Origin of the sequence: Nostoc sp., from assembly GCF_035638895.1 — a bacterium.
GTDB lineage: Bacteria > Cyanobacteriota > Cyanobacteriia > Cyanobacteriales > Nostocaceae > Nostoc.
Genome location: NZ_DASQZC010000020.1, coordinates 19,212 through 33,777, shown reverse-complemented (window position 1 = coordinate 33,777; position 14,566 = coordinate 19,212). Strand labels below are relative to the sequence as shown.

Sequence of the window (14,566 nt, the reverse complement as noted above, 5' to 3'; positions counted from 1 at the left end):
TCCGACCGTATCTGAAATATAGCTTCAATCATTAGGCGCAGCATGGTCACAACCGCAGAAAAAACAAACATTGGCTACATTACCCAAATCATTGGCCCAGTTGTAGACGTTAAATTTCCCGGCGGGAAATTGCCACAAATCTACAACGCTTTGAAAATCAAAGGCACCAACGAAGCTGGGCAGGAAATCAACATCACCGTTGAAGTACAGCAACTGCTGGGCGACAACCAAGTGCGGACTGTTGCGATGAGTTCCACCGAAGGCTTAGTGCGCGGTTTTGAAGTCACCGATACAGGCGCTCCCATTACCGTGCCAGTTGGTAAAGCCACTTTGGGCCGGATTTTCAACGTCCTTGGCGAACCTGTGGATAACAGGGGCCCCGTAAATGCTGAAGCAAGTTTACCCATCCACCGCTCTGCTCCCAAATTCACCGATCTGGAAACCAAACCTTCGGTGTTTGAAACTGGGATTAAAGTTGTTGACCTTCTGACTCCCTATCGACGCGGCGGTAAGATTGGTCTGTTCGGCGGTGCTGGTGTTGGTAAAACCGTGATCATGATGGAGTTGATCAACAACATTGCTACCCAGCATGGTGGAGTATCCGTATTTGCTGGCGTGGGTGAGCGCACCCGTGAAGGCAATGACCTCTACAACGAAATGATTGAGTCTGGGGTAATCAATAACGAGAACCTCAACGAATCGAAAATTGCTCTAGTCTACGGTCAAATGAACGAACCACCCGGAGCGAGAATGCGGGTTGGTCTTTCAGGATTAACAGTAGCAGAGTACTTCCGGGATGTGAACAAGCAGGATGTGCTGCTGTTTATTGACAACATCTTCCGGTTTGTGCAAGCAGGTTCGGAAGTATCCGCACTACTGGGTCGGATGCCTTCTGCGGTAGGATATCAGCCTACATTGGGAACCGACGTAGGTGAACTGCAAGAGCGGATTACCTCAACAACAGAGGGTTCCATTACCTCCATTCAGGCAGTGTACGTACCTGCGGATGACCTCACCGACCCCGCACCTGCTACCACCTTCGCCCACTTGGACGGAACTACAGTACTGTCTCGCGGTTTGGCATCTAAGGGAATTTATCCCGCAGTTGACCCCCTTGGTTCCACTTCCACGATGCTCCAGCCAAACATTGTAGGTGAAGAACACTACAATACTGCGCGGGCGGTGCAATCAACTCTGCAACGTTACAAAGAACTCCAAGACATTATCGCCATTCTCGGTCTAGATGAATTGTCTGAAGAAGACCGTCTAATCGTAGCGCGGGCGCGGAAAGTTGAGCGCTTCTTATCTCAGCCGTTCTTTGTAGCAGAAGTATTTACCGGTTCTCCTGGTAAGTATGTGAAGTTGGAAGACACCATTAAAGGCTTCCAAAAAATTCTGTCTGGTGAGTTGGATGCTCTGCCAGAACAGGCTTTCTACTTGGTTGGCGATATTAACGAAGCGATCGCTAAAGCTGAAAAAATCAAAGGTTAGTCATTAGTCATTGGTCATTGGTCATTAGTTCAACTGCTAATGGCTAATGGCAAATTGCAAAAGACACAGGACAAAGGACAAAAGACAAATGACATTAACCGTTCGTGTAATTTCCCCAGACAAAACAGTATGGGATGCCCCAGCTGAAGAAGTAGTTTTGCCTAGCACTACTGGTCAACTAGGTATCCTCACTGGACACGCACCACTTTTGACCGCCCTCGATACTGGTGTAATGCGAGTTCGCGGCGCGAAAAATCAGAATTGGGAAGCGATCGCCCTTTTGGGTGGCTTTGCCGAAGTCGAAGAAAATGAAGTGACAATTCTGGTTAACGGCGCTGAACGTGGCGACAAAATTAACCTTGATGAAGCCCGTACTGCTTACAACCAAGCAGAAGCGCGTCTAAGTCAAGTCTCAGCAGACGATCGCCAAGCCCAAATTCAGGCAACTCAAGCCTTCAAACGCGCCCGCGCTCGGTTTCAAGCGGCTGGCGGTTTGGTCTAATTTTACTTTCTATTTCAACTTTGTAGGTTGGATATTACCCAACCTACAAATTATTTATTAAATTTTAAAAAAATTACGCCAAGTTTAAGAAATTGAGCCAAGCCTTAGTGAAGTGTTAACTTAGCTAATTAGTTGCCCAGATGGGCACAGATTATGAAAAGGTTTTCATCTTTACTTGGTACTCGTAAACAAAATAAGTTAACTCGTCTTGCAGCATCTATCGTAGCAACGTTAGCGATGGCTGCGCCAACGTCTTTGACGAGCGCTGGAAGTATTCACTCTGCCAATGCCACGCCTGTAAAAACAACTACTGCATCAGTCCAGCTAAATCAGACCAAACCAAATATTGCTCAGTTACAAATTAGCAAGACTCAATATCAAGCTGCTGGAATTGATCTTTTTGTACTAATCCCCATCGTCCTTGTCGGGGGTTTCGTTATATTTATCCCTCTATTCTTTGGCGGACTTGTAGTAATTGGCGAACGTGAAGTCGGTATTGTAGTTAGAAAATTTACCCTTTCCGGGCGCGGACTCCCCGCCGGAAGTTTGATTGCCCTCAACGGGGAAGCTGGCTTGCAGGCAGATACTTTAGCTCCTGGCTGGCATTGGGGCTATGGGCCTTGGCAGTATTCTGTAAAAAAAGAGCCGGTAATTGTCGTTCCCCAAGGGGAAATCGCTTTGATTGTGGCAGCAGATGGAGCATCCAACCCGCCAGAGCGGATTTTGGGTAAAATTGTCAGTTGTGACAACTTCCAAGATGCTCGGAAATTCCTCACCCAAGGCGGGGAAAAAGGGCGGCAAATGGGTTTTCTTACGGCTGGTACGTACCGGATTAACACTGCCCTGTTTAAAGTCATCATGGCAGCAAATGCCAGCGCTCATGGCATGACTCCAGAACAGTTGCGGGTGTACAGTTTGGCATCTGACAAAGTTGGCATCGTCACTACTTTAGATGGTGTACCAATTTCTGCTGGTGAACTTGCAGGCCCCATAATTGACGGACACGACAACTTCCAAAATGGTCAGAAATTTATTAATGGCGGTGGGCGGCGAGGTTTACAAGAACAAACCTTGCTTTCTGGTTCTTGGAACTTGAACCCTTGGTTTGTCCAGGTTGAGCAAGTACCCATGACCGAAATTCCCATTGGGTATGTGGGTGTGGTAATTTCTTTCGTGGGTAAAGCACATCAAGATGTCAGTGGTGCAGCCTTCACCCACGGTAACTTGGTGAATCCTGGACATAAGGGCGTGTGGGTCGAACCGCTATATCCTGGTAAGCACCCGATTAATTCTCGGATTATGAAAATTGAACTAGTACCAACGACCAATATCGTCTTAAACTGGTCAGATCGCACCGAACGTCACAGCTATGATGCTCAACTGGCTTCTTTAACAGTGCGATCGCGTGATGGGTTTGCCTTTGATTTGGAAGTAGCACAAATTATCCATGTGGGTGCTTTAGATGCTCCAAAGGTAATTTCTCGCGTTGGTGCAATGCAAAATCTAGTAGACCATGTATTAGAACCAACTATCGGTAATTATTTCCGCAACTCAGCCCAAGACTATACTGTACTAGACTTTCTCACCGCTCGGAGCGAACGACAATCTGAGGCTGCTGAGTATATTAAAACAGCATTGCGGGCTTATGATGTGCAAGCGATCGACACTCTAATTGGTGATATTCAGCCACCAGCATCACTAATGCAGACACAGACAGACCGGAAAATTGCTGAAGAAGAACGCAAGACTTATGAAGTCCAGCAGATGGCGCAAACCCAACGGCAGCAGCTTGTCCGGGAAACGGCACTTGCTAATATCCAGCAAGAAATGGTGAAATCGGAGCAGAGTGTGCATATAGCTGACCTAAAAGCCAAAGCCCAAATTAAGCAGGCGAACGGTGAAGCCGAGGGTACAAAACTCCGGGCAATTGCTGAGGCTGAAGGTATTCGGGCCACAGGTAATGCCAAAGCTGAAACCTACCGCGCTGGTGTGGAAGCCTTGGGTTCACAAGGTTATACAGCAATGCAACTAATGCAGATTATAGGCGATCGCAATGTCCGCTTGATACCAGATGTCTTAGTTGGCAGTAACGGCAGCAATAACGGCTTAGTGGATGGGCTACTATCCATGATTTTATGGAATCAAACTGGTAAGGGTGAATTGACACCAACACCTTTGCATCCACAATCAGTAGTTACCAAAACACAACCAACCACAGAAAACGGTTATCCACCTATAGTTGTGAATTTTCCGGGGGATAAGTAACATCAGAAATTTGCACTATAACTGGACACCAATTACAGGTAAATTCAGTAGCATTTAGTCCCCAAGGACAGCTTTTAGCCAGCGCTAGTTATGACAGAACAATTCGCCTGTGGCAGATACCTGTATTAAAAGGTTCCCAGAGAGAATTTGAAAACCGCCCATGCTATAGCTTGTTAGGCACCCTTTCGGGTCATGCATGGGCGGTTTTGACAGTCGCTTTTAGTCCCGATGGAAAAATTTTGGCGACGGGTAGTGATAATAACACTATTAAATTGTGGGAGGTAAACACTGGTCAGCTAATTTGCACACTTGTAGGCCATTCTTGGTCTGTGGTGGCTGTGGCTTTTACTGCCGATGGCGAAACACTCCTAAGTGCAAGTTGCGACAAAACAGTTAAACTTTGGAGAGTAAGCACAGCAGAAGAGATTGTTACTCTCTCTGGTCATATAGACTCAGTATCTGCTGTTGCTATGAGCAAAGTTACACAATTAATTGCAAGTGGCAGCCGGGACAAGACTATCAAGCTGTGGCAGCTTGTAGAATCTAGCTAATTTTGTAATATCAGGCGCTACCTGTAAAGGCAACTTCTGGAAATTTCAATTGAGCTTCTGCCATTGGACGGTTTCTACCTTCCTCTTGCCAGTAGTTAATCACCTCTGTCGCTTTATTAAGCAACTCGACACGATCCACGTCAGTAATCCAATGTTTGGACTCTAATTCTTTTTTTAACTCTTCCCAGGCATCATTTCTGGGCCAAAAAAAGTACTTAGTCAAGGGACTGGTGCCTTTGCCGACAATTTGATCGACTGCTAGAGCAACGTTTTCGTCTAACCACAGAATTTTCAAAATAAACTTGGTCAATCACACCTCCGGGAATTTCCGGGCATTACTGAACTAGGATAGCGATCGCTTATTTTAACGCAATACCATATCAAATGACCAAACAGTGATTGAAAATGCTCTACCATAAGGTTTAGTCGGCGCTAACTAAAGATGCTTATGACTGCTCAACTGCCCCAATCTCAAACAACATCTGGTTCAGATTTGTACGAGCAAGACTTTTACCTGTGGATTCAAACCACCGCAGAACTGCTCAAGCAAAAGAATTTCACACAATTGGATTTAGACAACCTGATTGAAGAAATTGAAACGATGGGCAGAAGTGAAAAGCGGGCATTGGAGAGCAATCTGGAAGTGTTGCTGATGCATCTGCTCAAATATCAAATTCAAACTGAAAGGCGCTCAAAAAGTTGGCAGTACACAATTCTGGAACACCGCAGGCGAGTCCAAAAAGCACTTAAGGAAAGTCCGAGTTTGAAACCTTACTTTGATCAGGTTTTTGACGAAAGTTATCAAACCGCTAGACGACTGGCTGTCATTGAAACTGGATTAGACATCGCTATCTTCCCAGAAAAATCTCCCTTCATGCCAGAGCAAGCCCTTGACCCCGATTTTTTACCTGAGCCATGAGCGCATTATGATGGTGTAAAACTCTTTTGCTTCCTTACCCCATGACTCAACCAACTTCTGCAAAAGCGATCGTTATTTTCGATATTGATGGCGTTGTGCGCGATGTTAGCGGTTCCTATCGCCGGGCGATCGCAGATACCGTAGAACATTTTACCACCCAAGCATATCGCCCAACCCCACTGGATATTGACCAACTAAAGTCTGAAGGCGTGTGGAATAACGATTGGGAAGCATCGCAGGAATTAATTTATCGCTACTTTGAAACCCAAAAACAGACGCGCGAACAACTGCAATTAGATTACAGTGCGATCGTTGCTTTTTTTCAATCACGTTACCGCGGCCTAGACCCAAATAATTTTACAGGGTATATCTGTAATGAACCTTTATTATTACAACCTAGCTATTTAGAACAACTTACCCAAGCCGGGATTGCTTGGGGATTTTTTAGCGGTGCAACTCGTGCTTCCGCTAACTATGTATTAGAAAAACGCCTCGGTTTGCAATCTCCAGTGTTGATTGCGATGGAAGATGCACCAGGGAAACCTGACCCCACTGGACTTTTCGCTACAGTTCGTGAGTTAGATAATGGAATTAAGGAAAAATTAGCGATCGTGTATGTGGGAGATACGGTAGCAGATATGTATACCGTCGAGAAAGCACGGGGTCTAGACTCTGCTCACACTTGGCTTGGTGTAGGGGTTTTACCGCCCCATGTACAGGAAACAGCAGCGCGTAGTGATGCATACAGTGAGACACTAATAGCAGCAGGAGCAGCAGTAGTTTTGCGTAATGTCGAGCAGTTAAGTCCAGTTAAAATACAGGAACTATTACAGTTAAAACAGTAGAACTTAAGTGATGAAATTTTTGATCAGCTAATGGGTTGGCTGCAATTAGGGAAATCCAAAAAATAAAATGCCTAGCCGTTCCCAGGAAATTGTTGCCAAAATTACGATCATTTGGCACTTTCGCCCTTCGAGTGAAAGCTAAGTTAATAGCATTTTATTACTTGTAGGAGCCTTATCCATTACTGACTTCGGAAGTTACCTATTCAAGCCTGAGCCAAGATAAAACTTGGATGTCTGATGAAAAATATTTTTATTTATTTACTTAATAATCAATATTTTAATTAATACATCTTAGAAGATGCTACTCTGTGGAACTAGCTCAATAGCAAAGCCAATCAGAGTTACTTATGACAATAAATAGAAAACTTGTTCCTATTGAAGAAGCGTTGGAAATCCTAAATCAGAGTGCTAACTCTTTCAATATAGCGACAATTAGTCGGATTATCGGCCCTCTTAATGAAGAAATTCTCAGACAGGCTATCGATTTAATCCAATATCATCACCCACGTCTGAATTCTCGTATTATTGGTACATTGGACAATCTTCGCTTTGAAATGGGATCGAGCAAACTTCCTCTACGTGTTGTTAATAATCTTTATAAGGAGCAATGGCAAGAAGTTCTTGTAGAAGAGCTGAACCAGAAAATCGAGAGCCACAAAACTTTAGCACGATTTATATTAGTCAGTTCGGAAAGTGAAAACAATGTCAATTATTTAATCACAATATTACATCATGCCATATCAGATGGCTTATCATCAGTCAGGCTGCACTCGGAAATTTTGACTTACTGCCAAAAAATTGCCTCTGGTGAATCAATCAGTCAAGTGTTTAGTTTGCCCCCATTACCACCCATACAAGAACTGTTCCCTAAATCTATGCAGGGATGGCGAGGTCAAATGAATGGCATCTTATTATTATTGCGACTGAAGTTACAGCAGATTTGGTATCGACCAAAAACCTTGAATTTTGAAAAATTTGTACCTATAGAGCTACGTCATTGTAGCGTTATTCACAGACAGCTAGATGAACAGCTAACTGAAAAACTGATAAATTTTTGTAGGAAGGAAAAGACAACAGTACAAGCTGCTTTGTGTGCAGCTTTTATGTTTACAGTAGCGAAAAAAATTAATGGTGAGGAGATGACAGAAATTTGTCTCAGTTGTCGTTCTTATGTGAGTTTGCGTAACCGCCTGCAACCAGTAGTCAGCGATGAAAATATGGGTGTTTTGGCTTCATCTATTACTTCATTTCATACTTTAGGAAAAAATACATCTTTCTGGAATTTAGCAAAGGCTGTCAAACAATATCTGGAAGACGGATTAAGATGTGACGATATCTTCAGTATTGTGCTGATGTTTAATAAAATTGTCCAATCCTTACTCGCCCATCCCCATGAAGCACCTGTTAGTGTAGCGATTACTAATATTGGTCAAGTAAATATTCCTAATACTTATGGTCTGTTTGAACTAGAAGAAATCAGCTTTGTTCCAGCACAGGCAGCTTTTGGAGGTATTTTCGGAGCTGCTGTTACAACTTTTCAGGGAAAAATGCTGTTGAATTTTATGTTTTCGGAGCCTTCAATCAGTAAGGATTTAATAGAAGAACTGGCAAACAATGCTATTTCCTATATTGTGGATGCTTGCTGCCAAGAGTTGAAACAGACAGGTGTTTCACCTGTCCTATAGCTATAGGAAAAATTTGCAGATGCACTTACTGGAGTTTCAAGAACTTATCTAAAGCTAATACCATGCTGGGAGGCCAACGCCGGATATTTTTTACCCAGTTGATATCCTTATAGCGGCTATCTAGCCCATAAGCTGCTACCCAGTTACTTTCGGCTTCACCTTGTTTTCCATTTACCCAATATGCAGCTGTGAGGGCGGCACGCACATCAGCAAATTTGGAGTATTTACGAGCAATATTTCGCATTTCGCGGATTGCTTGCTCTTTTTGACCAGTTTCATAAAGAGCAAGGGCGTAGTTAGCACGAGCGAAGGCAAAATTCGGGGCTATCTCATTAGATTTTTTGTAGTCTGCGATCGCATCTTCCCATTTTCCTAAACCTGTTTTGGCATTACCGCGATTGTTATATGCCATTGCATCATTAGGATCGAGTTCTAAGACATGATTATAATCTGCGATCGCATCATCCCATTTTCCTAAACCTTCCAACGCCGCGCCCCGATTCAAATATGGATCGGTGACATTCGGTGCTAGTTCTATGGCTTTGTTATAATCTGCCAGTGCCTCTTGTAACTTATTCTGACTAACCCGCGAATTTCCCCGGTTACTCCACGCCCCGGCATTTGTCGGAAATTGATCAATAATTTTTGTCCAGTAAGTTTCAGCCGTCGCAAAATCACCTTGATTCGTCGCTGTAAAGGCTTGATTTGCCCACTCATCACCTTGTCTTAACTGTTCTTGAGTAATAGGCGGTTGAGATTGTGCCATGACTGGAGTACCCCAGCCAAACACAAGTAACAGACTGAGAAAAATACCAATCAACTTAATCATCTAGGTTTAACCTGCGTTTATCTTGAAGATGGGGAGTAGGGAGTCAGGGAGGAGAAAGAGATAAGGGAACAAGGATAATAACCATACCTATTCCCCATTCCCCACTCCCTACTCCCCACTCTTTATAATTACAATAATGACAACTGTTCATTAGGCGGCGTGAATCCCAAATGCTTGTATGCTGCCTTAGTCGCCATTCTTCCGCGATGAGTCCGAGTTAAATACCCAATCTGCATGAGGTAAGGTTCGTACACCTCTTCAATTGTTTGGGTATCTTCACCCGTTGCTGCTGCCATTGTTTCTAACCCCACTGGGCCGCCGTTAAATTGTTCAATTATTACACTTAGCATCTGGCGGTCTGTCCAATCTAAACCGCAGGGATCTACTTGGAATAGTTGCAATGCTTCAGATGCAATGCTTTCATTAATTTCACCAGAGACTTTTACCTCCGCATAATCACGCACCCGTTTCAGTAGCCTATTAGCAATCCGTGGTGTTCCGCGTGAGCGACGGGCAATTTCTGTGGCACCATCTTCTGTAATGGGTGTTTTGAGTAATTGAGCGGTTCGCAGTACAATTTGAGTCAGTTCGTCAACTTCGTAAAATCGCAGTTTTTGAATTAAACCGAACCGATCGCGCAATGGTGAAGTTAAAGCACCGACACGGGTTGTAGCACCCACTAAGGTAAACTTTGACAGAGGCAAACTTCTAATCCGAGCGCTAGAACCCTTACCAATAGTAATATCTAAGCGATAATCTTCCATCGCTGGATAGAGAATTTCCTCTGTCATCCGCGAGAGGCGATGAATTTCATCCACAAATAAAATATCCCCAGGCTTGAGGTTCACCAGTAGCCCGACAATATCCCGTGGACGTTCTAGGGCTGGCGCACTGGTAATTTTGTAATTTACCCCCATTTCCGATGCTAAAATCATTGCCATTGTGGTTTTACCCAATCCCGGCGGCCCATACAGCAGCAAATGATCCAGCACCTCACCACGAGACTTAGCTGCTTTGATGGCAATATCTAGCACATCCTTTAAATCTTTTTGCCCAATGTAATCAGCAAATCGGTGTGGTCGAATACCTTCTTCTTGCTGTTCTTGCTCATCAATAGCAGCTTCAGGCTTCAAAATATTTTCTGTGGATGGTGCTTTCACCGACTCTCGAAGCTGCTTTGGTTCTCCGTTGGGTTCTGGAGGCTGTTTTTTCGAGGAGATTATCGCCATAATTCAGCTATCTACTTTTAAGGGACTAGGGACTAGGGAGTGGGGAATGGGGAGTAAAGAAGGGAATAGGTTACAGGTTACAGATTATTTTCTATAACCCTAATGCCCCATGCGCGTGAAAATTTTCGTTTGGAAATACCCGCGCCAATTTAAAATTTAAATTCCGGTCAATTACCCAGAAGTACAAAAGTTATTATGTTATCTAAAAGAATCTTACCGTGCTTAGATGTGAAGGCGGGACGGGTTGTAAAAGGAGTTAACTTTGTAAATCTCCAAGATGCAGGCGATCCGGTAGAGCTGGCAAAGGTTTACAACGAAGCCGGTGCTGATGAGTTAGTATTTCTGGATATTACAGCTACTCATGAAGACCGAGCTACTATTTTAGATGTGGTTTACCGGACTGCTGAACAGGTCTTTATTCCATTGACTGTGGGTGGTGGCATTCAAACCTTAGAAAATGTTAAAGCTTTGTTACGAGCAGGCGCAGATAAGGTTAGTATTAATTCTGCGGCGGTACGTGATCCAGACTTGATTAATCGGGCAAGCGATCGCTTTGGTAATCAGTGCATAGTTGTTGCTATTGATGCCAGACGCAGAAATAACCCGGAGAATCCAGGTTGGGATGTGTATGTGCGGGGTGGCAGGGAAAATACAGGCTTAGATGCTCTACTTTGGGCACAAGATGTTGAAAAACGGGGGGCCGGTGAACTGCTGGTAACAAGTATGGATGCTGATGGAACCCAAGCTGGGTATGACATCGATATCACACGGGCAATTGCCGATGCTGTACAAATTCCAGTTATCGCTTCAGGTGGTGCAGGTAATTGTGAACATATTTACACAGCCCTAACCCAAGGCAAAGCTGAAGCAGCATTACTCGCATCTCTGTTACATTACGGACAATTAAGCGTAGCAGAAATCAAAAATTATTTGCGCGATCGCAATGTGCCAGTAAGAACATTATCTTGAACCACAATTTACTATTTAATGACATCTATCTGAGGTTAGGCACACTTCCTGAAAAGGGTGTTAATATTATTTTACAAGTATTAACAAATATTAAAAAATATGTTGGTTCCTATTTTACTTTTTGATGTAGCTTTGGTAGCATGGTCGCTACACTTAATGGAAAAAGCTTACGAGAGTAAAGAATTTTCTCTCATGTTGGCTGGTACATTAGTTGCTCTGGCTGCTGCTGCCATGTTAGTGGTTTATTTTTTGATGGGGCACTGTATGACCTATTTGTTGCAAGTGTCGTTGTGAATGCTGAGTGGTAGAGAAAATATTAAAGATTTAGTTTCTAAAAAAAGCTTGACAAGGTACTAAGAATTAAGCCATAATGCACAATGGATTTTAAGGGGTTATAGCGCAGTTGGTAGCGCACCTCAATGGCATTGAGGGGGTCAGCGGTTCGAATCCGCTTAGCTCCATTCTTGACACACAAAACCTGTCCGTTAATGGAAAAGCTTTGAAAATGTTAAGAGAGTTTTATTTTTTATCTACCTAGCTAGTCTGGAAAGTTGGAGTGATAAAGACTGTAATGGTTTTCTGGAGCGATTTGTGGTTGCTGTAAATGCTTTAACCAATTTTATAGCACTTCTTCAACTTCATACTCACCAGTATGAATGATTTGTGCGATCGCTCCTTCTTCCTCTGTATCCTTTGCGGTTCAATTATTACACTCATTAGGCAAAGTGGGTAGGCGTAGCGCGTTGTAGATATCATCTAGCCGTTTGTTTCAAATTCTCAACTCGACACTTGACCTTCAGAGGCTCAACTGCGGCAATATTAACTTTGCAACCATATCAAGAACTAGAACCATAGATGCTTGGATCTTTAAATATAGGCATCTATGGTATAGAAATGTATAGAATCTTGTAAAGATATAAAATATAGTTTTTAAATGCACACATTTCTAGCTTCTTCCTCAATGCAGGTGTCTGTACCACCAAATGACTTTCAGCCCATGAAGATTGTCGCACTGGGGGACAGCTTAATTTATGGATTCGGCGACCCGGAAAAAGGAGGCTGGATCGAGCAACTGCGGCGATGGTGGATGTTGCCGGATAGTGCGGGTCATGTTCTTTATAATTTAGGGGTAAGAGGCGATGTCTACGACGGGCTACGCCTACGCACGCAACAAGTAGCCCAAAGGCTAGAAGTTGAATTTCGCCACCGGGGTGAACTGCGAAATCGTGTCCCCGACTTGATTATTTTATCAGTAGGCGTGAATGACTCAGCGCGGTTGGCGCGTCCCGATGGTCGAAGTTACACAGATTTTACATTGTTTGAAAAGGAAATTGCTTCTCTGCTAGATTTAGCACAGCAACTATGTCCTGTGTTATTTGTGGGCATGGTGCCAATAGATGAAGGCAAGATGCCATTCTTAAATTGTTTTTACTATAATCATGCCGATCAGTACCGTTACAAAGAAGCAACTCGAATTGCTTGTACCAAACGGCAGATTCCCTATTTAGATATTTTTGAGCAATGGATGGAACGCGGTGAAAATTGGCGGCTTAAACGCTTAAGTGAAGATGGTCTTCATCCCAATACACTAGGTTATCAAGCTTTGCTAGAAGATGTAATCAATTGGGACGCTATTGCAACTTACCATTCTAAATTTGATTATCACCTTAAACCATCGTAATTAGATAAATATCTTGATGCTTTAGGGCTAACCGAATATTCTCGTATCTCCCACCCTTGCAAAAAGCACTACAATAGTACTGAATTTTTAAATACATCTTTTCCCTATTTTTTATTCAGTATTCCTATGACACCAACTTTATTTGGTCGTTGGCAAACTCGATTATTATTACTTACAACGGTGGGCGTACTTGTGTCTTTGCCTTTTGCAATAGGTTGGATTGGTTCTAGTGCTAGCTCGGTTTATTTTTGGATACTTAGTTATGTTGCCATCTTTGGCTTAGGTTGGGATGTGCTTTATAACTATTTCCAAAAATTCCGATGGGACAGGGATTGGCCCGCAGCTTATCAACTCTTAGCTGGTATATGGGAATTAGTATTTGTGTTTTGTGGAGTAAAACTGTTTGGCTTCTTACCAATACCTTTACCTAAAGAAGAACTCCCGTTAGGAGTTTTTTTATTGCACTATACTGTCGTGTGGCTAGCAGTTTTTATTAGTTCACAAAGCCTGATGCGAATTATCTTTCCCCGTTGGCGTTTCCGGGGTGGGGAGTGGTTGTAATATAGTGGCGTTTAAGCACCATTACAAATTGGCTGCCTATTAACTAATTTTCTTGCCATCGTTACGCAAGCTCTTAGAGACTGCTAATTAATCGTGAGACTTGTATGTTGCAGATATTACAGATAGTAGCAAATCATGCCAAGGAAGAATTGAATTACGAACTGCACACGATGATGGAGCAATTGCCGACTAGTGTACGCGATCGCATTGAAATCAAAATTATTGAAGCCCCAGAACCAATCCAAGCCGTAATTCAAGCCTCAGAAGGTGTAGACCTAACTATTGCAGGCACCAGCCGCGCTTGGGCTATCGAGCGCCAAACCTTGGGAAGATATACAGATTAACTAGCTATCCAATGTCATTCCTCCTTGCTGATTACGCGCCGCTACAGCCAAGCCACCGCTCACCTTGCCTCTATGCTTCCTGAAGTTAGTAGTCAAGAGTCAACATTGAGGAGTTGAAATTCATGAATCATTTCAACCTCAAATCTTTAACTTTTTACGGAGTAGCAATAACTTCAGTGCTAGTGTTGTTTAAAACTGTCAGTCCTTAAGGAGAAACAAATCTTAAAGTTCCTCCTCCAATTAACGGTCGGTATCGTCTAACTTTGTCAGAGAATTTGCCTAACTGTGAAAAATCGGATACTCTGACGTTAAACATTCAGCAATCGGGTATTTACTTAAATGCCTCTGTATTACCGACAAACGCTAACGCCGATACTGACGAAAAGCACTCTCTGGCAGGCATTTTCCGAAATCAACAGTTAAATTTATCTGGAAAAGTTGGTAAATCAATCCTTTGTAATATTCCTCGCCCCCAAAATGATCCTCTGAACTCAGTCACAATTCAAATGCAACTTGTGGATAAAGGTAATATGACAGGTCAATTAACCGTAAATGGTATTCCACAAACTCTGAAATTTACTGCTGTGCCCCAAAAAGCTAATTGAATTGGGGAGTGGGGAGAGACGCGATTAATCGCATTACGGAATTGGAAGCGCGAAGTAAACAGCAATGTGAGCGCATTGTATGGGTTTTAT

14 protein-coding genes, 1 tRNA gene and 2 pseudogenes are annotated in these 14,566 nt (G+C 43.3%); 14 read left to right on the top strand and 3 right to left on the bottom strand.

Annotated features, from left to right (window positions below):
* Positions 1-42 precede the first annotated feature (42 nt).
* From atpD to VE944_RS00785, 4 genes and pseudogenes are all read left to right on the top strand, one after another.
* Positions 43-1,491 carry a F0F1 ATP synthase subunit beta gene (gene atpD, locus VE944_RS00800; protein WP_229468275.1) on the top strand — a complete coding sequence of 483 codons (1,449 nt, stop codon included), beginning with the start codon at positions 43-45 and terminating at the stop codon, positions 1,489-1,491.
* Between the two features lie 88 nt (positions 1,492-1,579).
* The gene (atpC, locus tag VE944_RS00795) at positions 1,580-1,993 is read left to right on the top strand and encodes an ATP synthase F1 subunit epsilon (protein ID WP_109011899.1); all 414 of its coding nucleotides are present in this window, start codon (positions 1,580-1,582) and stop codon (positions 1,991-1,993) included.
* Positions 1,994-2,146: 153 nt separating this feature from the next.
* Complete coding sequence (locus VE944_RS00790; RefSeq protein WP_324970946.1) at positions 2,147-4,258, top strand: SPFH domain-containing protein; 2,112 nt, start codon at positions 2,147-2,149, stop codon at positions 4,256-4,258.
* 5 nt (positions 4,259-4,263) lie between these two features.
* Positions 4,264-4,809, top strand: a pseudogene (locus VE944_RS00785) (WD40 repeat domain-containing protein); the annotation flags it as partial.
* Between the two features lie 10 nt (positions 4,810-4,819).
* Here the strand turns inward: VE944_RS00785 and VE944_RS00780 are convergent.
* A complete protein-coding gene (locus VE944_RS00780) occupies positions 4,820-5,119 on the bottom strand; it encodes a 30S ribosomal protein PSRP-3 (RefSeq protein ID WP_069071048.1) in 300 nt (99 codons plus the stop codon).
* Between the two features lie 138 nt (positions 5,120-5,257).
* Between VE944_RS00780 and VE944_RS00775 the strand changes: the two genes are divergently transcribed.
* The 3 genes from VE944_RS00775 to VE944_RS00765 all read left to right on the top strand — a co-directional run bounded on the left by VE944_RS00775 (position 5,258) and on the right by VE944_RS00765 (position 8,258).
* On the top strand, positions 5,258-5,728 hold the full coding sequence (locus VE944_RS00775) for a DUF29 domain-containing protein (protein WP_324970941.1): 471 nt from the start codon (positions 5,258-5,260) through the stop codon (positions 5,726-5,728).
* 41 nt (positions 5,729-5,769) lie between these two features.
* Positions 5,770-6,573, top strand: coding sequence for a TIGR01548 family HAD-type hydrolase (locus VE944_RS00770; RefSeq protein WP_324970939.1), 804 nt, complete (start codon positions 5,770-5,772; stop codon positions 6,571-6,573).
* 347 nt (positions 6,574-6,920) lie between these two features.
* Positions 6,921-8,258, top strand: a complete 1,338-nt coding sequence (locus tag VE944_RS00765) for a phthiocerol/phthiodiolone dimycocerosyl transferase family protein (RefSeq protein WP_324970936.1) — start codon at positions 6,921-6,923, stop codon at positions 8,256-8,258.
* A gap of 25 nt (positions 8,259-8,283) precedes the next feature.
* Here the strand turns inward: VE944_RS00765 and VE944_RS00760 are convergent, their stop codons facing one another.
* Positions 8,284-9,087, bottom strand: coding sequence for a tetratricopeptide repeat protein (locus VE944_RS00760; protein ID WP_324970934.1), 804 nt, complete (start codon positions 9,085-9,087; stop codon positions 8,284-8,286).
* Positions 9,088-9,215: 128 nt separating this feature from the next.
* Positions 9,216-10,316 (bottom strand): Holliday junction branch migration DNA helicase RuvB, encoded by a 1,101-nt coding sequence (gene ruvB / locus VE944_RS00755; RefSeq protein ID WP_324970932.1) that lies wholly within the window; start codon positions 10,314-10,316, stop codon positions 9,216-9,218.
* Positions 10,317-10,511: 195 nt separating this feature from the next.
* Here ruvB and hisF point away from each other — a divergent pair, with 195 nt between their 5' ends.
* From hisF to VE944_RS00720, 7 genes and pseudogenes are all read left to right on the top strand, one after another.
* Entirely contained in the window at positions 10,512-11,285 is a 774-nt protein-coding gene (gene hisF, locus VE944_RS00750) for an imidazole glycerol phosphate synthase subunit HisF (RefSeq protein ID WP_324970929.1), read from the top strand.
* 99 nt (positions 11,286-11,384) lie between these two features.
* Positions 11,385-11,579 (top strand): hypothetical protein, encoded by a 195-nt coding sequence (locus VE944_RS00745; protein WP_324970927.1) that lies wholly within the window; start codon positions 11,385-11,387, stop codon positions 11,577-11,579.
* 94 nt (positions 11,580-11,673) lie between these two features.
* Positions 11,674-11,746: transfer RNA gene (locus VE944_RS00740), tRNA-Ala, on the top strand.
* Positions 11,747-12,219: 473 nt separating this feature from the next.
* A complete protein-coding gene (locus VE944_RS00735; protein WP_324970925.1) occupies positions 12,220-12,966 on the top strand; it encodes a GDSL-type esterase/lipase family protein in 747 nt (248 codons plus the stop codon).
* 126 nt (positions 12,967-13,092) lie between these two features.
* A complete protein-coding gene (locus VE944_RS00730; protein ID WP_324970923.1) occupies positions 13,093-13,527 on the top strand; it encodes a hypothetical protein in 435 nt (144 codons plus the stop codon).
* A 77-nt stretch (positions 13,528-13,604) separates the two neighbouring features.
* A pseudogene (locus tag VE944_RS00725) lies at positions 13,605-13,988 on the top strand (cation:proton antiporter); the annotation flags it as partial.
* Positions 13,989-14,146: 158 nt separating this feature from the next.
* Entirely contained in the window at positions 14,147-14,476 is a 330-nt protein-coding gene (locus VE944_RS00720) for a hypothetical protein (RefSeq protein WP_324970920.1), read from the top strand.
* Positions 14,477-14,566: the final 90 nt, after the last annotated feature.